We start from the raw sequence: 17,070 nt of genomic DNA, 5'->3' as shown, positions 1-17,070 counted from the left end.
CTGCCGGACTCGGAGGCCCGCGGGCGAGGGTTCAGGCGAGCGGCATCGCGAACCGGGCGTGCACGCCCGGGGAGTAGAGCACCGAGTCGGGTGGGCGGTCCGTCACGCCCGGCAGCCCGCCGGCGGCCACCAGCTCGTCGTCCAGCGACACCAGCGTCGCGCGGCGCAGCGGCCAGGGCTCGTGCTCGTTGGGCACGAACCGCGTCCGTCCCCGCAGCACGGTGTGCATGCCCCAGCGGGCGGTGAGGAAGTCGGCGAGCGGGTCGTCGGTGACCGTCTCGGCCGAGGGGCGCACCACGATCCGCGACGACGGCCGCGCGCCGGTCAGCCGGGTCGACCGGTAGTCGATCGCGTCGCAGGAACGCCGGATCGACATCCGCGCCCACTCGTACGGCACGTTCATGACCGTCCGCGCGCCCAGCACCGTGAGCACCCGCGACGCCTCGAGCGACCGGAACAGCACCCCGCGCCGGCCCTCGTCGTCGACCGTGTAGAGCCGGACGTTGATCTCGGGGAAGTCGCCGATGTACGGCAGCGCAGGCCCGGGGACGAGGGTGAACCGGGCCATCTGGAACGCGATGAGGCCCACCCACGAGGACCCGTCGCACTCGTCGGGACGCGTTCCCGGGGGCAGCAGCGGCGCCACGGCGTCGGACGCCACCCGCCAGTGCAGGAAGCTCGCCCGCAACCAGTCCTGCGACAGGATCACCCGCCCGGTCAGCGGCGGGGCGACGGCCTGGATGGGATCCACGTGGCCACCGTAGACAGCGCGGCGCGATCACGCAGGGACGGACGCCGGCTCGTCCGCCCGGTGGCGCAGCAGCGTGACGCCGAGCACCAGCAGGACCAGGTACCAGACGGAGTAGATCGACGAACCGATCGCGGTCAGCGGGTCGGAGGCCAGCCAGCCGGCGGGGACCAGGGAGACGGTCCACGCGACCGCGACGACCGCGAGCGTCCGGCGCAGCCAGGAGGGGGCGACGTCGGCCGCGCGCCAGGCGAGGATCCCGAGCCCCACGGCCCAGACCCCCTGCAGCAGCCAGCCGAGGTTCTCGCCGAGCGCCCCGCCGGCATAGGCGTTGATCAGCTCGTAGGTCGCGGCGGTGGCCTCCGTGGCCGCGGCGGAGGCGGACGGGTCGAGGTACCGCTCGGCCAGGCCGGGCACGACGAGCGGCCAGCGGATCCAGCCGAGGCTCTGGATGACCGGGGCGAGGACGCCGAACGCCGTGACGGTGAGGAGCGCGGCGTCGGTGCCGCGGCTGCGGGCGAGCAGCAGGTGGAGCGCGATGACGCCGGGGATGAGCACGAGGCTGCCGGCCAGCTGGAGCAGGAAGAGGGTCTGGACGGTCCCGGCGATCTCAGCGAACGCGGGCAGGACCTCGGCGGCTGGGGCGTCGAGGATGTCGGGCCAGCCGAACTGCACGCTCAGGCCGACGCTGGCGACGAGGGCGAGGGTGCCGGAGGCGATGAGGGAGAAGGCGGCGGTGCGGCGGTCGCTGACCATGGGAGGCTCCTGAGGGGACGAAACGAGAACACTGTTCTCTCTTGTGCGAACAGTGTTCTCGCGAGTCGTCCGTCAAGTCAAGAACAGTGTTCTCGTTTATGCTTCGCGGATGGCTGCCACCGTGCGCGAGCGACGTCGTCAGGAGACGACCGACGCGATCCTGCGCTCCGCCCGCACCCACCTCGAGCAGGCCGGCGTCGAGGGGGTCACGCTCCGCGCGGTGGCCCGCGACCTCGACATCGCCGTGTCGGCGCTCTACCGGTATGTCGCCAGCCGCGACGACCTGCTCACCGAGCTCCTGGTCGAGGCGTTCACGGAGCACGCCGACGCGGTCGACGCCGCCGTCGACGCGGCGCTAGCCCACGACTCCGACGACATCGCCGCCGCCGTGACCGCCGGGCTGCGCGCCTACCGGGCCTGGTCCGTCGCGCACCCGGCGCAGTTCGGTCTCGCGTTCGGCGCCCCCGTGCCCGGCTACCACGCACCCGCGGGTCGCACCATCGCAGTCGCCGTCCGTCCGGGCAGCCGGATCATGGCGCTCTTCGCGACCGCCCACGAGCGCGGTCTGGTCGACGAGGACGTGCTGACCGCGCGGGCGGCGACCCTCGACGACGGCACCGCCGCGGGGTTCGACGCCCTGGCCGCCCGGCAGTCCTACCCGCTGCCCGCCCCCGCGATCGCGCTGGCCGTCGACGCGTTCGTCCGCGTCCACGGGCTCACGGTCATGGAGGTCTTCGGCCAGCTCCGCCCGCTGGTCAGCCCGGCCGACGCGTACTACGAGGTGCTGGTGCGCGAGGTGGTCGCAACCCTGGGCCTACGAGCCTGACGGCCGGGCACCGGAGATCGTCACTCTCCGACGAGATCGGCAGCCGCAACCGGCGCCGGTCAGTTGGCCGGGATCGTGGACGTGTCGATGACGAACCGGTAGCGGACGTCGCTGCTCACCACGCGCTCGTAGGCCTTGTCGACGTCGTCGGCGGTGATGGTCTCGACGACCGAGCCGATCCCGTGCTCCGCGCAGAAGTCGAGCATCTCCTGGGTCTCGCGGATGCCGCCGATGTTGGAGCCGGACAGGTTCCGACGGGCCGCGGTGAGCGAGAAGACACGGAACGACTGCTTGTTCTCGGGCAGCCCGACGAACACCAGCGACCCCTCGAACCGCAGGAGCGACAGGTACGCGTCGACGTCGATGTCCGCGCCGACGGTGCTGATGATCAGGTCGAACGACCGGCGCAGGTCCCGGAACGTCTTGCGGTCGCTCGTCGCGTAGTAGTGGTCGGCGCCCAGCGCGAGGCCGTCCGCCTGCTTGGACAGCGACTGGCTGAGCACGGTGACCTCGGCGCCGAGCGCGTGGGCCAGCTGCACGCCCATGTGCCCGAGACCGCCCATGCCGACGATCGCGACCTTCGTGCCCGGCCCGGCACCCCAGTGCTTCAGGGGCGAGTAGAGGGTGATCCCCGCGCAGAGCAGCGGGGCGGCGACGTCCAGCGAGATCCCGTCGGGGATGCGCAGCGCGTAGCTCTCGTCGACCACGATCTGCGTCGAGTAGCCGCCGTAGGTGGGGGTGCCGTCGTAGGCCTTGGAGTTGTAGGTGCCGACGTTGCCCTTCAGGCAGAACTGCTCCTCGCCCGCCAGGCACATCTCGCACTCGCGGCAGGAGTCGACGAAGCAGCCGACGCCCGCGCGGTCGCCGACCGCGTGCTTGGTGACGCCCGACCCGACGGCGGAGATGACGCCGGCGATCTCGTGCCCGGGGACCATCGGGAAGGTGCCGACGAACCACTCGTTGCGCGCCTGGTGGATGTCGGAGTGGCAGATGCCCGCGTACGCGATGTCGATGAGCACGTCGTGCTCGCCCAGCTCGCGACGCTCGACGGTGCCGCGCTCGAACGGGGCGCCGGCGGAGGGGGTGAGCAGGGCGGGGACGGTCAGGGACACAGGGAACTCCTCGGGAACGTGCGGGTGGCTGCCCCCATCATGCGCCAGCGGCGATCCATCCGCGTGTCATCGCCTGCACCGCGGACCCGTCCAGGTCGGCCAGCTTGACCCCCGCGAACGCCCGCGCGGTCGCGCTCGTCTGGACGCGGACCGGCGGGTCCTCCTCGACCAGCAGCTCCACCAGGATGGCCGCGACGTCGGCGGCGGACTGGGCGTTGGCGAACGCGCCCGCGGTCCGTTCCAGGTACGCCTCCAGCAGGGGCCCGTAGACGGTGTCGGTCCCGGACGGGCGTCCGACGTTGGCGACGAACTCGCTGGCCACCGCCCCCGGCTCGACGATGACGACCGGCACCCCGAGCGCGGCCGCGACGGGCGCGAGGCTCTCCAGGAACCCCTCGACCGCGAACTTGGCGGCGCAGTACGCCTCGTTGAACGGCTGGCCGACGACGCCGCCGACCGAGCTGATCGTGATGAGCCGCCCGCCGGACGCGCGCAGGTGCGGCAGCGACGCCTGCGTGAGCGCGACGACCCCGAAGTAGTTGAGCTCCATGCACGACCGGAACGCGTCCATGCCCAGGGTCTCGGCGGTGCCCACCTGACCGGCCCCGGCGTTGTTGATCACCGCGTCGAGCGAGCCGTGGTCGGCGACGACGCCCGCCACCACCGCGTCGATGGCGGCGTGGTCGGTCACGTCGAGCTGCCGGACGTCGAGCGGGAACCCCCCGCCGCGCTCGCGGAGCGCCCCTGCCTTGGACAGGTCCCGCATCGTCGCGACGGTCGTCCACCCCTCGTCGGCGGCGGCGAGCGCGGTCTCCAGGCCGATGCCGGTCGAGGTGCCGGTGATCAGGACGGTGGGCATGGGAGACCTCCGGGGTGTGAACGGGCGGATCCATCCTCCGCCCGCCCCGCCCGGAGCGCTCAGGAGTCCTGCACGAGCCCCGCGGCGCTGCTGGCAGGGCCGACCGGGGGAGGAGGCCGATCTCCGTCGCGCGGCTGAGGCATCGCGGCGGGCGCGCAGGCCACGATGACGCCATGACGACACCCACCCGCCCCGACGCGCGGTCCCGTTGGCGGGAGTGGGTGCCGTCCGTCGCGGCGGCGACGGTCGTCGCGGTGTTCATCCTGATCACGCCGCGCATCACCGACTACTCGTCGTTCGACGGCGGGTCCTCGTGGTCCACGCCGGGGGGCATCGACCAGTTCACCTTGTTCGGCAGCCTGAGCGTGGTGGCCGGCGTGGTGCTCGGGCGCCGTTGGCCCGTCTGGGCGACCGCGCTGACCCTGCTGCCGTTCATCCAGGTGCCGTGGAACGGAGGCTTCGTCTGGGGCTGGTGGCTGGGCATCCTGGCGGTGGCCGCCCTCGCGGCTCTCGACGGGCCGGAGCGTGCCGTGGTGCCGACGATCGCCGCGATCTTCGTGGTCGTCTGGTTCTGCGGGACGGAGACGCCGGCGTACCTGCCGATCGGCCCGGTGACCTCGGGGACCGGAGCGGACTACGAGTGGACAGCTCTGTGGATCTACACGTTCTGGGTGCTGGCCGTCGTCGGGGTCGCGGCCGCCGTCGGGGCGACCCAGCGCTCGCGGCGTCGCCAAGCCGAGGCGCAGGTCACCGAGCGCCACGCCCTCCAGGTCGAGTCCCTCGCCGGTGAGCGTGCCAGGCTCGCCCGCGACCTGCACGACGTCGTCGCGCACCACGTGTCGCTGGTCGCGGTCCGCGCGGAGTCGGCGCCGTTCATCCACCCGGACCTCAACGACGACGCCCGCCAGGTCCTGGCCGCCATCGCGACCGACGCCCGCGAGGCCCTGACCGAGCTGCGCCAGGTGCTCGTCGTCCTCCAGCGCACGTCCGACGAGGGCGAGCGCACCCCGCAGCCGACCGCGTGCGACGTCGACGACCTGGTGGCCAGCGCGGTCGCGGCGGGCCAGCCGGTCACCCTCGACGGCGAGTGGCGCGACGTGCCGCCCGCCACCGGCTACGTGCTGTACCGCGCGGTGCAGGAGGGGCTGACCAACGCGCGACGGCACGCACCGGGGGTGACCGCGCGGCTGAGCAGGAGCCAGTCCGACGGCGCGGTCGGCTTCCGGATGGCCAACCCCGCCGAGCGCGTCGCGGAACCGGGGCGCGGGTTGATCGGGATGCGCGAACGCGTCGAGGCGCTGGGTGGCACGATGACGGCCGTGATGGACGACGAGGAGTTCGTGCTGCAGATCCAGGTGCCCGTGGTGCCCCGGTGACCCGCGTCGTCGTCGCCGACGACCAGCCCGTCGTCCTGCTGGGCTTCGCCGCGATCCTCGGGTCGGCACCCGACCTGCAGGTGGTCGGCGCCGCGAACGACGGCCGCGAGCTGCTGGCGCTGGTCGCGACCGAGAAGCCCGACGTCGCGGTGGTGGACGTGCGGATGCCGCACCTGGACGGGATCGCGGCCACCGCCCGCATCACGGCCGAGCATCCGGCCACCCGGGTGCTGATCCTCACCACGTTCGACCTGGACGAGTACGTGTACGACGCCCTGCGGGCGGGTGCCAGCGGCTTCCTGCTCAAGGACGTCACTGCGGACCGGCTGGTGGAGGCGGTGCGGATGGTCGCGGACGGGTCGATGCTGCTGGGCCCGACGGTCACCCGTCGGCTGGTCGAGGACTTCACCGCGCGCGCGCCGGCTCCCTCGCCGACGCCGGGCATCGCGGACCTGACCCCGCGCGAGCTGGAGATCCTGCGCGCGGTGGCCCGCGGGCTGTCGAACGCGGAGATCGGTGCGGAGCTGTGGATCGCCGAGCCGACCGTGAAGTCCCACGTGTCGGAGGCCCTGCGCAAGCTCGGCTGCCGCGACCGGGTCCAGCTGGTGATCGCGGCCTACGAGTCGGGGCTGGTCGGGGTCTAGGAGCAGAGCTCCAGCGGCTCGTCGGCGCCGGGCCGCAGGTCGAAGTGCTCCTCGTGGCCGGCGGCGTCGGTGAACACGGCCTCGTCGCCGGTCACGGTGAGCATCCCCGCCTGGCTGGGGTTGTCCCAGCCGTCCGGCGGGTTGCCGGAGCCGTCGTCGAGCCGGCCGCCTGCCGCACGTACCAGCCTCATGCCTGGTCTGTGTCCCCACGCGCGCCGATCTTGCGCCCCACGTACAGCAGGTGGCCGGCGGTCGCGAGCGTGCCGGGGTCCGACGCCAGCGCGACCACCCGGTCCAGCAGCCCGAGGTAGGCGGACGGGTGCTCGACGCGCAGCGCCTCGAAGCCGTCCTCGACGCCGGTGAGGAACCCGTGTGTCGACGCCAGCAGCAGCGAGGAGAACCCGTGCGACTCGAAGAACCGGCACACCTCGGTCGGCTGCACCCCGTACACGTGCGTGAAGCGCCCGGGCACCGCGTTCTCCAGGACACCCTCGTCCAGCAGCCGGTCGACGAACGCCGGGTCGGCCAGCTGCCACCGCTCGTCGGACAGGGAGAGCACCCGGCGGACGGAGGTGTACCGCGGCATGAGCGCGACGGCGACGACCCCGCCGGGGCGCGTGACGCGGGCCAGCTCGGACGCGGCGAGCGCGCGGTCGTGCGCGGTGGTCAGGTGGTACATCGGCCCGAGGGACAGGACCGCGTCGAACGTCCCGTCGGCCCAGCGCGACAGGTCCCGGGCGTCGATCTCGACGACCTCCTGGACGGTGCCGGCGGGCAGCGAGGACTCGGCGATCGCGAGGAGCTCGGGGGACAGGTCGGCCAGCGAGACCTCCCAGCCCAGCTCGGCCAGCCACACCGAGTAGGGCCCGGTGCCCCCGCCGAGGTCGAGCGCTCGGCCGGGTGTGCCGAGGAGCGGTTCGAGGAGTCGCGTGGTCAGCACGCGCTCGAGCAGGCCCTCCGGGGAGAGGAGCCGGTCCCGCTCGTGCTCGCTCTTCGACGCGTAGTAGGCGCGCACCGCCGAGGGGTCCATCACGGCCGCCGCACCAGGGCGAGCACTCCCCATCCGAGGTACGGGCGCTGGTTCGTCACGTAGTCCAGGGGTGCGGTCGACAGCTCGTCGCGGAACGCGGGCGCCAGCGGGTCGTCCGGGTGGTCGTCGAGGAAGCGGCTCAGGTTGAGCCACTGGGCCGCCACGTACCGGTCCCAGCTGGCCTCGTCGGCGAGCACCATCTCGACGACGTCCCAGCCGGCGTCCTGCACCGCGGTGACCAGGCCGGGGAGCGTGTGGAAGTCGCCGATCGCGCGTGCCGCCTCCGGGGGTTCGGACCGCCAGAACGGTTCGCCGACCAGCGCGACGCCCCGCGGCGCGAGCGACCGAGCCAGCATGTCCAGGGTGCCGACCGCACCGTCGCCGATCCAGGTCGCCCCGATGCAGCACGCGACGTCGACGGGCGTCGGGGACACGTAGCCGGCGGCGTCGCCGAGCTCGACCACGACATCGACGCCGAGCGACGCCGCGCGCTCCCGGGCCGCGTCGACGAAGGCCGGGTTGAGGTCCACGCCGGTACCGACCGTCCCGTGGTCCCGCGCCCACGTGCACAGCAGCTCCCCCTTGCCGCAGGCGAGGTCCAGCAGGGTCGTGCCCGGGGTCAGGTGGAGCGCGCGCCCCAGCGTGGCCAGCTGGTCGTCGGTGAACGGGTCGAGGATCCGGTGCGAGCTCTCGCGGATGGCGTGGTGGCGGAGGTGGTCCATGAGCCGGACGGTACGACCGGGCGCGCACGCGAGCGAGCAGATATGACCCGCGACCCGCGTATCACAGCCCCGCGGCACCCCTCTTCCCAGGTGACGGGTGCAGCTGGTCAGGGTCCCGGCCGCCCGATGAGCCACCGGACGGCCTGCGCAGCGAGGGGAGCGCAGGCCGTCCGGTACTTCTGCGTCACATGTCGCGGTAGCGCACGGCCTTCGACAGGGCGGTGCGCAGGCCGTCGGCGTCGAACCGCTGCACGTAGGCCGCGGTGTCGCGCTGGTAGCGCCAGCCCTCCGCCAGCGGCCCGACGTCGACCGCGTCGAAGCCGAGCTCGTCGATCAGCTCGGACACGGCAGCGCGCGCCTCGTCGGAGTCTCCTGCGACGGCCAGCGCCCGGCGCTGCGGGGTGCCGGCGGGGACGCCCTGCGTGGCGAGGTCGCTGAACATGATGTGGTTGAACGCCTTGACCACGTGCGACGCCGGCAGGTGGGACTGGAGCAGCTCCGAGACCGTCGTGGACTCGTTGTCCAGCGCCTCGATCTGGCCGTCGCGCTGCGGGTAGTAGTTGTTGGTGTCGATGACGACCTTGCCCGCGAGCTGCTCGACCGGGACGTCGTTCACGTTCTTGGTGGGGATCGTCACGACGACGACGTCCCCGGCCGCGGCGGCCTCGGCCGACGTGCCCGCCCGTGCGCGGTCGCCCAGCTGCTCCACCAGGTCGGTGAGCGTCTCCGGTCCCCGGGAGTTGCTGACGACGACGTCGTAGCCGTGCGAGATGGCGAGCTGGGCGAGCGTGCCGCCGATGTGGCCTGCGCCGATGAATCCGATAGTGGTCATGGGTCACCGCAACCTCCGCGGCCCGGCCGGTGTTCCCGCGTAGCCTCGGCGGGTGACCCGTTCCGCACCGCACGCGTGGCACGGCGTGCCGACGCCGGGCGGCCCGACCGTCGTCGTCGGGGTGATCCCGGGGCAGTCCCCGGCGGTCGTGCACCGGGCGGCGGACCTCGCCCGCGCGATGGGGGCCGACCTCGTCTGCGTCTGGTCGGACGCCGCCCGCACGTTCGTCGCGCGGGAGCCGGACGGCACCCTGGTCACCACGCCGCTGGACCCGGACCACGTCGACGAGCGGGAGGACGAGGTCGCCGCCGAGACCTCGCTGGTCGCCGAGGTCGGGCGCAACCTCGAGGGTTCCGACGTGCCGTGGCGGTTCGTCTACACGGTCGGTGAGGCGTCGCGGGAGCTGGCGCACGTCGGGCGGCAGGCGGGTGCCTCGATGATCGTCGTCGGCAGTCGCCGCCCCGGGCTCGGCGGCTGGATGAACCACCTGATCGGCGGCTCGACGGCCGGTCACCTGGCGCACACGCAGCCGTTGCCGGTCACGATCGTCCCGCAGGACCATCCGTGACCCGACCCCCGCACCTCGATCCGAGGCTGGTCGCGGTCGTGGCGCTCGGCGGAGCGGTGGGCACGACGGGCCGCTGGGCGGTCGCCGAGTGGTTGGGCACGTCGCCCGGGGGGTGGCCGACGGCGACGTTCGTCGTCAACGTCCTCGGGTCGTTCCTGCTCGGCGTCCTGCTCGAGGCGCTGCTGCGCCACGGCCAGGAGTCCCGACGAGGCCGGCTGGTCCGGCTCGGCGCCGGCACGGGGGTGCTCGGCGGGTTCACCACGTTCTCCAGCCTGGCGATCGAGATGGAGCGGCTGATCGCGGCCGGCCAGGTGGCGACGAGCGTGGCCTACGGGGTGCTCAGCGTGGTCGTCGGGCTGCTGGCGTGCCTCGCCGGCGTCGCACTGGCCACTCGGCGAGCGCGATGACCGTCCTGCTCATCGCCGTCTTCGGCGGACTCGGCGCCGCGTCCCGGTTCGTCGTCGACGGCTCCGTGCGTACCCGCTGGACCCGCGTGTTCCCCCTGGCCACGCTCGTGGTCAACGTGACCGGGTCGTTCCTCATCGGGCTGCTCAACGGCGCGCACCTCTACCACGGCCTCGGTTCGACGTGGCTGGTGGTGGCCGCGACCGGGTTCTGCGGCGGGTACACCACGTTCTCGACCGCGATGGTGGAGACCGTCCGGCTGATCCAGGCCGGCGAGCTGCGCCGAGCGACCGCGAACGCCGTCGGCTCGGTGCTGCTCTGCCTCGGCGCGGCCGCGCTGGGCGTCGCCCTGATGGCTGCCTAGACGCGGGTCAGGCGGACGCGGCACTCGGTGGGCTCGTCGACCAGGAACTCGACGGCCAGCGCGCCGGGTGCGTCCTGCTCCAGCTGCGCGAGCAGGGGGAGCGGCTTGTGCGGCGCGACGAGCACCATCGAGCCACCGACCGGGATCGCGCTGAACGCGCCGCGGATCGCCGCGTGCCGGATCGGGCGCGGGAGGCTGTGCACGTCGAGCACGATCTCCTGGTCCGTCGCGTGCCCGCAGCCGCACACGTGGCCCTGCTCAGCCGTGGCGGGCGTGCCGGTCGAGATCTCGACGTGCTGCGTGGTCATGGGGTCCTCCGAGGTCGGGTGACGGGCGCCCACCGAGTATCCGTCGGAGCCCCTGCGCGCGACCGGGACCAAGGGCTCTACAGCGCCGGCTCGAGGAGCCAGTCGAGCACCTGGTCGGCCGACCAGCCGTCGGGGTACAGCTCGGCCAGGCGGCCGGCGCCGTCGAGGTCGGCGCCCAGAGTCACCAGGGCCTCCTCCTCGCGCCCGTCCGGCCGGGTCTGGCCGAGGCCCACGTCGGCCGAGAGCGCGTTGCACAGGCACGCCCGGCCCTCGGTGTCCTCCTCGGCGCCGCCCTTCTTGACATACATCGCGACCGGCTCGGCGGGGCAGCGGAACCCGACCTTGCCGTCGCCCTTGAGGTACGGGGAGCGCAGGTAGCCGAGGTCGCACAGCCGTGGCCGGGCGCTGCGCACGGCGTGGTCGGAGAGCGTCCCGGCCAGCTGGGCCACCTTGAACGGGAAGCCGGTGGGCGAGGCGTCCCCGTCGGTGAGCACTTCCAGGTCACCGGTGCGCAGCAGGGCGAGGAGGCGTTCGCGCAGCTCGTCGGTCAGGCCCGAGTCCGAGCTGAGAGCGAAGGCGGTCCCCACCTGGACGCCGGTCGCGCCGGCGGCGAGGGCCTCGCGCACCGCCTCGGGCGTGCCCAGCGAGCCGGCCAGCCAGAACGGCAGACCCACCGCCGCCACCTTGTCGACGTCCGCCTGGTCCCGGGCCCCGAACACCGGCTGACCGCGCTCGTCGCGCACGGGCCGGCCCCGCGGCGGCGCGTTGTGACCGCCGGCCCGGGGGCCCTCGATGACGAACCCGTCGGGCCGGATGGCCGGGTCGCGCGTGAGGTAGGCGGCCAGGACCTCGCTCGACACGATCGCGAGGAAGAACGGACGATCGAGGGCCGGCAGGTCGGGGCCGAGCAGGTCCGGCGGGTCGATCGCGACCACGTGGTCACCGCCGGGGTCGCCGGCGACGTCGACGGGCAGCTGCGTGGGGCGGTTGGCCGCGAGCTCGTCGAGCAGGTGCGGCAGGTGGCGCGGGATGCCGGCACCGACGAGCACCGCGTCGACCCCGGCGAGCATCGCGCCGTACACCGCGGCGGGCATCGCCATCTGGACCTTCTCCAGGCAGTTGATGCCGACCGGGCCGTCGTGACCCTCCTTGGCCAACCACACCTCGACGAAGCTGGCCAGCACGGTGAGCTCCTGGACGGCGCGCCCGGGGCGCAGGCTCAGCCGGGGGACCGGCGTGTAGGCGACGCCCGCCGCCCGCCCGCCCGGGCGCAGGTGCCGCTTGAGCACGCGCTCGACGATCGCCGGCACCGGGAACGCCGCCATCGCGCGGCGGGCCGAACCGTCGAGGTCCCCGTCCTCGAGACGGCGGGCCAGCACCAGGTCGAGCGCGGTGCCGGACACCACGCCCAGCTGCCCGCGCCGGGCGACTGCAGAGGCCAGCCGCCACGACGAGACGGCGACGCCCATCCCGCCCTGGATGATCGTCGGCAGCGCGCGCCGCAGTGATGTCAGTGGCGGGGGTGTCGGCATCGAACCTCTCCAGACCTACGGGAGCGTAAGTTACGCAACCGTAGGTGAAGGGTTCGCCGTCGAGCCGGGACCAACGGCCCCTGTCACATCCCCATCGCGTGCACGCCGCCGTCGACGTGCACGATCTCGCCCGTCGTCGCGGGGAACCAGTCCGAGAGCAGGGCGACCACCGCGCGGGCCGTCGGACCGGCGTCGCCGACGTCCCAGCCGAGCGGTGCACGGGCGTCCCAGCCGCCCTCGATCGCCTCGAAGCCGGGGATCGCCTTGGCCGCGGTCGACCGGATCGGGCCGGCGGCGACCAGGTTGCACCGGATGCCGTGGGGCCCGAGGTCGCGCGCGAGGTAGCGGGACGTGGACTCCAGCGCCGCCTTGGCCACACCCATCCAGTCGTAGACCGGCCACGCGACGGTCGCGTCGAACGTCAGGCCGACCAGCGAGCTGCCCCGGACCATGAGCGGCTGCGCGGCGACGGCCAGCGCCTTGAGCGAGTAGGCCGAGATCTCCAGGGCGGTGGCCACGTCGGGCCACTGGCCGTCGAGGAAGTTCCCGCCGAGCACCGCCTGCGGCGCGAAGCCGATCGAGTGGACCACCCCGTCGAGCCGGTCGGCGTGCTCGCCGACCGCACCCGCGAGCGCGGTCAGGTCCTCGGCGGACGTGACGTCGAGGCGCACCACCGGTGCCGGTGCCGGGAGGCGTCGGGCGATGGCCTCGGTCAGCCGCTGCTGACGCCCGAAGGAGGTGAGCACCACCTGGGCGCCCTGCTCCTGGGCCAGCCGGGCGACGTGGAACGCGATCGAGCCCTCGGTGAGCACGCCGGTCACGAGGATCGTCTTGTTGTCGAGCAGCGCCATGGCGTCGACGGTAGCGCCCGGGGGACGGTTGCCTTGGGTCGTCCGACCGGATGGCCCCGTCGTGGGACGTGGTAGATGCGCGGTACCGCACGATCGTGCTATTCATAGTCCATGGGCAAGGGTGACGACACGCGTCAGGCGGTGATCGACCAGGCGGTCGAGATCGCCGGGCGTCTCGGCGTCGCCGGTCTGACCATCGGCACGCTCGCGTCCGCCACGGGCCTGTCGAAGTCAGGTCTCTACGCGCACTTCCGGTCCAAGGAGGCGCTCCAGCTGGCCGTGCTGGCCAGCGCGCGGCAGCACTTCGTCGACCAGGTGATCCGCCCGGCGCTCGCGGCGCCCCGCGGTGAGCAGCGCGTCCGCACCCTGTTCGAGCGCTGGCTCACCACCTCGACCTCCGGTGCGGCCGGCTGCCTGTTCGTCTCGGCGGCCACGGAGTTCGACGACCAGCCCGGCCCCGTCCGCGACCAGCTGGTCCGCGACCACTGGGACCTCGCCGAGTCGCTCGCGCAGGTCTACCGGTCCGGTGCCAAGGACGGGGCGTTCCGCGACGACCTGGCGCCCGAGCAGTTCGCGCACGACTTGCACGGGCTGATGCTCGCGCACTTCCACGCCTTCCGGCTGCTGCGTGACCCGGCGGCCGAACCGCACACCCGCTTCGCCTTCGAGCGGCTGCTGCACTCCTTCCTCGCCTGACGTCGTCTGGAGACCCGACATGACCGAGCTCTCGATCGAAAAAAGCACGACCGTTCGTACACAGCTTCCGCCCGTCCCGCCGCTGGTCCGGTCCGCGGTGGGCGCCCTCGACCGCGTAGCCCCCGAGCTGGTCGCCCGCGGGGCGCTGCGCCTGTGGTGCACCCCGGCCCGCGCGAAGCACCCGTCGGCGATCCCGGGCGGTACCGCGTTCCGCACGGGCCCGATCGCCGGGCAGGTCTGGGGCGACGGGCCGACCGTGTACCTGGTGCACGGCTGGGGCGGCCACCGCGGGCAGCTGCGCTCGCTGGTCGAGCCGCTCGTCGCGGCCGGCCTGCGGGTGGTCGCGTACGACGCACCCTCGCACGGCGACTCCGGCCCGGGCGCCCTCGGCCGGCGGCGGACGACCCTGCCGGAGATGATGTCGGCCCTCGGCACGGTCATCGAGGCGCACGGTCCGGCCCGTGCGGTCGTCGGCCACTCCATGGGCGCGGCTGCGAGCGCGCTCGCCGTCCTGGACGGGACGCCGACCGAGCGCCTCGTGCTGGTCACGCCGCTGGCCGACCCGTCCACCTACACGGTCGGCTTCGCGCACACCCTCGGGTTCAGCGAGCGGACCCGGCACCGGTTCGTCGTCCGCATGGAGAAGCTGGCGGGCCGGCGGCTGGCGGAGCTCGACATCCCCGTGCGGGCCGCCAACGCGGGTCGGACGCTGCCCGCGACGCTCGTGCTGAGCGACCGCGCCGACAAGGAGGCCGACCACGCGGACGGCACCCGCATCGCGCGCGCCTGGCCGGGTGCGGAACTGGTGGTCAGCGACGGGCTGGGTCACCGCCGGATCCTGCGCGACGACGAGACGATCAAGCGGATCGTCGCGCACGTGACCGGCTAGGCCTCGTCCGACTCCAGCAGGGCGCTGACCGGGACCGTGCAGGCCTCGCCGCGCCACGCCTCGAGGCCCTCCCGGACGGCGAACCCGGCGATCACCAGCGCGGCGAGCGGGTCCGCCCACGTCCACCCGAGCGTGCTGTTGAGCACGAGGCCCACCAGCAGGACGCCGGACAGCCAGGCGCAGAGCAGGGTCTGCCTCGAGTCGGCGACCGCCGAGGCGGAGCCCAGCTCGCGTCCGGTCCGGCGCTCGAACCAGGAGAACAGCGGCATGGTCACCAGGCTCGCGGCGGCCAGCACGACGCCGACCGTCGAGTGCTCCGGCTCCGAGCCGCCGAGCAGCGTCCGCACCGAGTCGAGGGTGACCACGAGGGCGAGGCCGAAGAACGAGACGGCGATCAGTCGCAGGGCGGTGCGCTCGCGGCCCTCGGGGTCGGGAGCCGCGAACTGCCACGCGACCGCGGCGGCCGACAGGACCTCGACCACGGAGTCGAGCCCGAACGCCAGGAGTGCCGACGACGACGCCACCCGCCCGGCGACCAGCGCGACGACCGCCTCGACCACGTTGTAGGCGATCGTCAGGGCGACGACCCACCGGATGCGCCGCTGCAGGACCGTGCGTCGGGTCAGGAGCACGTGCACCCCGCCGATCCGCAGCAGGTGGGGTCGACGGCGACGACGAGCCGGAGCAGGTCGTCGAGGGCGGGGGCCAGGTGGGCGTCGGCCAGCCGGTACCAGGTGCGCCTGCCGTCGGGGACCGCCTCGACCAGGCCGCAGCCGCGCAGGCAGGCCAGCTGGTTGGACATCACCTGGCGGGAGACGCCGAGCGCGTCCGCCAGGTCCGACGGGTAGGCCGGGGCCTCGCGCAGGACGAGCAGTACTCGGGTGCGGGTCTCGTCGGACAGCGCGTGCCCCAACCGGGCGAGCGCGGCCGTGTGGGTGAGGGTCACCGTCTCCATGGAGGCGAGAGTACAGACAATCGTGTATTCAATGTTTGCGTAGATGCGCAATAATCGAAGGATGCTCCGCGCCCTCGCCCACCCCGTGTACCGCCGGTTGTTCGCCGCGCAGGTGGTGGCGCTCGCCGGCACGGGGTTGGCCACGGTCGCGCTCGGCCTGCTCGCCTACGACCTCGCCGGCGCCGACGCGGGCTCGGTGCTCGGTACGGCGCTCGCGATCAAGATGCTCGCGTACGTGCTCGTGGCCCCGGTCGCGGCCGTCGTGGTGGCGCGACTGCCGCGGAAGGCGGTGCTCATCGGCGCCGACGTGCTGCGGCTGCTCGTGGCGTCGATGCTGCCGTTCGTCGGCGAGGTCTGGCAGGTGTTCGTCCTCATCTTCGTGCTCCAGGCGGCGTCGGCGACCTTCACGCCCACGTTCCAGTCGGTCATCCCGCAGGTGCTTGCCGACGAGGACGACTACACCTCCGCGCTGTCGCTGTCCCGGTTGGCGTACGACCTCGAGGCAGTCCTGGCGCCGGTTCTCGCGGCGGCCCTGCTGCTGCTGGTCCCGTCCGACGCGTTGTTCGTCGGCACCGCGATCGGGTTCGCCGGGTCCGCGCTGCTGGTGAGCTCGGTGGTCCTGCCGCGCGGGGTCCCGGCCGTCCAAGGGCGGTTCACGCACGAGGTGCGGCGGGGTGCGGCGCTGTTCGTGCGGACGCCGGCGCTGCGACCGGTCCTCGCGCTCAACCTCGTGGTGGCGGCCGCCGGGGCGTTCGTGCTGGTGCAGACCGTGGTCGTCGTCCGCGGCGAGCTGGGCCTCGGGGCCGGCGTCGTCGCGCTGGTGCTGGCCGCGAACGGGCTGGGCTCGATGGCGGCGGCCGTGACCCTGCCGCGCCTGCTGCGCCGCGTCACCGAGCGGCGCGTGATGCTCGGCGGGGCGGCGCTCCTCGCGGTCACCACCGCCGTGATCCCCGTCGCGCTGCACAGCCTCGCCGCCGTGAGCGTGCTCTGGGTGCTGGTCGGCCTCGGCTGGGCGGCCGTCGAGACCCCGGTCGGCCGGCTCGTGCGCCGGGAGGTGCCCACCGAGGACCTCCCGTCGGCGTTCGCGGCGCAGTTCTCCCTGTCGCACGCGTGCTGGCTGATCACCTACCCGCTCGCCGGCTGGCTCGGCACGGTCGGGCTCGGGGTCGCCGCCGTGGCGCTGGCGGTCGTCGCCACCGCGGGGACGATCACCGCGACGCTCCTGTGGCCGAGCCCCGCGCGGGTACCGAGCCTGCGATCATGACGACGATGGCCACGAACCTCACCGACGCAGCCGATCTCGACCACGCGGTCGACATCCTGCGCCTGCTCGCCGACCGCACCCGGCTGGCGGTCCTCGCCCTGCTGGACGGGACCGAGCTGTCCGTGACCGCCATCGCCGAGGCGCTCGACCGGCCGACCCCCGCCGTCTCCCAGCACCTGGCCAAGCTGCGCGCCGGCCACCTGGTCACGGCCCGCCGGGACGGCACGACGATCTACTACTCGCAGGCCAACGAGCACGTGTCCGCGCTGGTCACCAACGTGCTCCAGCACACCGAGCACACGCTCTACCCGGTGCCGCCGCACCACCGCTGAG

General features: G+C 73.6%; 23 protein-coding genes. 10 read left to right on the top strand and 13 right to left on the bottom strand.

What is annotated here, in order from left to right; translation table 11 throughout:
- Nucleotides 1–31: 31 nt before the first annotated feature.
- Both ACO06A_RS07205 and ACO06A_RS07200 read right to left on the bottom strand, forming a co-directional pair.
- Entirely contained in the window at nt 32–751 is a 720-nt protein-coding gene (locus tag ACO06A_RS07205; protein WP_421735338.1) for a YqjF family protein, read from the bottom strand.
- A 27-nt stretch (nt 752–778) separates the two neighbouring features.
- Nucleotides 779–1,504 (bottom strand): hypothetical protein, encoded by a 726-nt coding sequence (locus ACO06A_RS07200; RefSeq protein ID WP_421735337.1) that lies wholly within the window; start codon nt 1,502–1,504, stop codon nt 779–781.
- A gap of 109 nt (nt 1,505–1,613) precedes the next feature.
- Between ACO06A_RS07200 and ACO06A_RS07195 the strand changes: the two genes are divergently transcribed.
- Nucleotides 1,614–2,330: a TetR/AcrR family transcriptional regulator gene (locus tag ACO06A_RS07195; RefSeq protein ID WP_421735336.1), complete on the top strand. Its 717-nt coding sequence runs from the start codon at nt 1,614–1,616 to the stop codon at nt 2,328–2,330.
- Nucleotides 2,331–2,389: 59 nt separating this feature from the next.
- Here ACO06A_RS07195 and ACO06A_RS07190 read toward each other — a convergent pair whose 3' ends face one another.
- A complete protein-coding gene (locus ACO06A_RS07190; RefSeq protein WP_421735335.1) occupies nt 2,390–3,442 on the bottom strand; it encodes an NAD(P)-dependent alcohol dehydrogenase in 1,053 nt (350 codons plus the stop codon).
- A gap of 37 nt (nt 3,443–3,479) precedes the next feature.
- Complete coding sequence (locus ACO06A_RS07185; protein WP_421735334.1) at nt 3,480–4,301, bottom strand: SDR family oxidoreductase; 822 nt, start codon at nt 4,299–4,301, stop codon at nt 3,480–3,482.
- 173 nt (nt 4,302–4,474) lie between these two features.
- Here ACO06A_RS07185 and ACO06A_RS07180 point away from each other — a divergent pair, with 173 nt between their 5' ends.
- Nucleotides 4,475–5,677 carry a sensor histidine kinase gene (locus ACO06A_RS07180; RefSeq protein ID WP_421735333.1) on the top strand — a complete coding sequence of 401 codons (1,203 nt, stop codon included), beginning with the start codon at nt 4,475–4,477 and terminating at the stop codon, nt 5,675–5,677.
- Complete coding sequence (locus ACO06A_RS07175; RefSeq protein ID WP_421735332.1) at nt 5,674–6,321, top strand: response regulator; 648 nt, start codon at nt 5,674–5,676, stop codon at nt 6,319–6,321. The genes ACO06A_RS07180 and ACO06A_RS07175 overlap by 4 nt, the downstream gene beginning before the upstream one ends.
- On the opposite strand, the gene ACO06A_RS07170 is transcribed toward ACO06A_RS07175, so the two are convergent.
- The 4 genes from ACO06A_RS07170 to ACO06A_RS07155 all read right to left on the bottom strand — a co-directional run bounded on the left by ACO06A_RS07170 (nt 6,318) and on the right by ACO06A_RS07155 (nt 8,905).
- On the bottom strand, nt 6,318–6,512 hold the full coding sequence (locus ACO06A_RS07170) for a hypothetical protein (RefSeq protein ID WP_421735331.1): 195 nt from the start codon (nt 6,510–6,512) through the stop codon (nt 6,318–6,320). The genes ACO06A_RS07175 and ACO06A_RS07170 overlap by 4 nt on opposite strands.
- On the bottom strand, nt 6,509–7,351 hold the full coding sequence (locus tag ACO06A_RS07165) for a class I SAM-dependent methyltransferase (protein WP_421736035.1): 843 nt from the start codon (nt 7,349–7,351) through the stop codon (nt 6,509–6,511). Before ACO06A_RS07165 ends, ACO06A_RS07170 begins: the two co-directional genes overlap by 4 nt.
- Nucleotides 7,351–8,073, bottom strand: a complete 723-nt coding sequence (locus ACO06A_RS07160) for an SAM-dependent methyltransferase (protein ID WP_421735330.1) — start codon at nt 8,071–8,073, stop codon at nt 7,351–7,353. Before ACO06A_RS07160 ends, ACO06A_RS07165 begins: the two co-directional genes overlap by 1 nt.
- Nucleotides 8,074–8,257: 184 nt before the next feature.
- Nucleotides 8,258–8,905 (bottom strand): NADPH-dependent F420 reductase, encoded by a 648-nt coding sequence (locus ACO06A_RS07155; protein WP_421735329.1) that lies wholly within the window; start codon nt 8,903–8,905, stop codon nt 8,258–8,260.
- A gap of 52 nt (nt 8,906–8,957) precedes the next feature.
- On the opposite strand from ACO06A_RS07155, the gene ACO06A_RS07150 reads away from it, so the two are divergent.
- Genes ACO06A_RS07150 through crcB form a run of 3 tightly spaced genes read left to right on the top strand, consistent with a single transcriptional unit; the run spans nt 8,958 to nt 10,242 of the window.
- Nucleotides 8,958–9,473 carry a universal stress protein gene (locus ACO06A_RS07150; RefSeq protein ID WP_421735328.1) on the top strand — a complete coding sequence of 172 codons (516 nt, stop codon included), beginning with the start codon at nt 8,958–8,960 and terminating at the stop codon, nt 9,471–9,473.
- Complete coding sequence (locus tag ACO06A_RS07145) at nt 9,470–9,880, top strand: fluoride efflux transporter FluC (RefSeq protein WP_421735327.1); 411 nt, start codon at nt 9,470–9,472, stop codon at nt 9,878–9,880. Before ACO06A_RS07150 ends, ACO06A_RS07145 begins: the two co-directional genes overlap by 4 nt.
- Nucleotides 9,877–10,242 carry a fluoride efflux transporter CrcB gene (crcB, locus tag ACO06A_RS07140; protein ID WP_421735326.1) on the top strand — a complete coding sequence of 122 codons (366 nt, stop codon included), beginning with the start codon at nt 9,877–9,879 and terminating at the stop codon, nt 10,240–10,242. The genes ACO06A_RS07145 and crcB overlap by 4 nt, the downstream gene beginning before the upstream one ends.
- Here crcB and ACO06A_RS07135 read toward each other — a convergent pair.
- The 3 genes from ACO06A_RS07135 to fabI form a co-directional block, all read right to left on the bottom strand.
- Nucleotides 10,239–10,550, bottom strand: coding sequence for a DUF2249 domain-containing protein (locus ACO06A_RS07135; RefSeq protein WP_421735325.1), 312 nt, complete (start codon nt 10,548–10,550; stop codon nt 10,239–10,241). The genes crcB and ACO06A_RS07135 overlap by 4 nt on opposite strands.
- A gap of 77 nt (nt 10,551–10,627) precedes the next feature.
- Nucleotides 10,628–12,082, bottom strand: coding sequence for a nitronate monooxygenase (locus ACO06A_RS07130; RefSeq protein ID WP_421735324.1), 1,455 nt, complete (start codon nt 12,080–12,082; stop codon nt 10,628–10,630).
- Between the two features lie 83 nt (nt 12,083–12,165).
- The gene (gene fabI, locus ACO06A_RS07125; RefSeq protein ID WP_421735323.1) at nt 12,166–12,933 is read right to left on the bottom strand and encodes an enoyl-ACP reductase FabI; all 768 of its coding nucleotides are present in this window, start codon (nt 12,931–12,933) and stop codon (nt 12,166–12,168) included.
- A gap of 111 nt (nt 12,934–13,044) precedes the next feature.
- Between fabI and ACO06A_RS07120 the strand changes: the two genes are divergently transcribed.
- The gene (locus ACO06A_RS07120; protein WP_421735322.1) at nt 13,045–13,629 is read left to right on the top strand and encodes a TetR/AcrR family transcriptional regulator; all 585 of its coding nucleotides are present in this window, start codon (nt 13,045–13,047) and stop codon (nt 13,627–13,629) included.
- 19 nt (nt 13,630–13,648) lie between these two features.
- Nucleotides 13,649–14,518, top strand: coding sequence for an alpha/beta fold hydrolase (locus tag ACO06A_RS07115; protein ID WP_421735321.1), 870 nt, complete (start codon nt 13,649–13,651; stop codon nt 14,516–14,518).
- On the opposite strand, the gene ACO06A_RS07110 is transcribed toward ACO06A_RS07115, so the two are convergent.
- Nucleotides 14,515–15,156, bottom strand: a complete 642-nt coding sequence (locus tag ACO06A_RS07110; RefSeq protein WP_421735320.1) for a cation diffusion facilitator family transporter — start codon at nt 15,154–15,156, stop codon at nt 14,515–14,517. The genes ACO06A_RS07115 and ACO06A_RS07110 overlap by 4 nt on opposite strands.
- On the bottom strand, nt 15,141–15,473 hold the full coding sequence (locus tag ACO06A_RS07105) for an ArsR/SmtB family transcription factor (RefSeq protein ID WP_421735319.1): 333 nt from the start codon (nt 15,471–15,473) through the stop codon (nt 15,141–15,143). The genes ACO06A_RS07110 and ACO06A_RS07105 overlap by 16 nt, the downstream gene beginning before the upstream one ends.
- Nucleotides 15,474–15,534: 61 nt before the next feature.
- Between ACO06A_RS07105 and ACO06A_RS07100 the strand changes: the two genes are divergently transcribed.
- Entirely contained in the window at nt 15,535–16,737 is a 1,203-nt protein-coding gene (locus ACO06A_RS07100; protein WP_421735318.1) for an MFS transporter, read from the top strand.
- Complete coding sequence (locus tag ACO06A_RS07095) at nt 16,734–17,069, top strand: ArsR/SmtB family transcription factor (RefSeq protein ID WP_175349286.1); 336 nt, start codon at nt 16,734–16,736, stop codon at nt 17,067–17,069. The genes ACO06A_RS07100 and ACO06A_RS07095 overlap by 4 nt, the downstream gene beginning before the upstream one ends.
- Nucleotide 17,070 lies beyond the last annotated feature (1 nt).

This window comes from Cellulomonas sp., from assembly GCF_965229465.1.
GTDB lineage: Bacteria > Actinomycetota > Actinomycetes > Actinomycetales > Cellulomonadaceae > Cellulomonas.
This window is presented reverse-complemented; position numbering and strand designations above follow the sequence as displayed.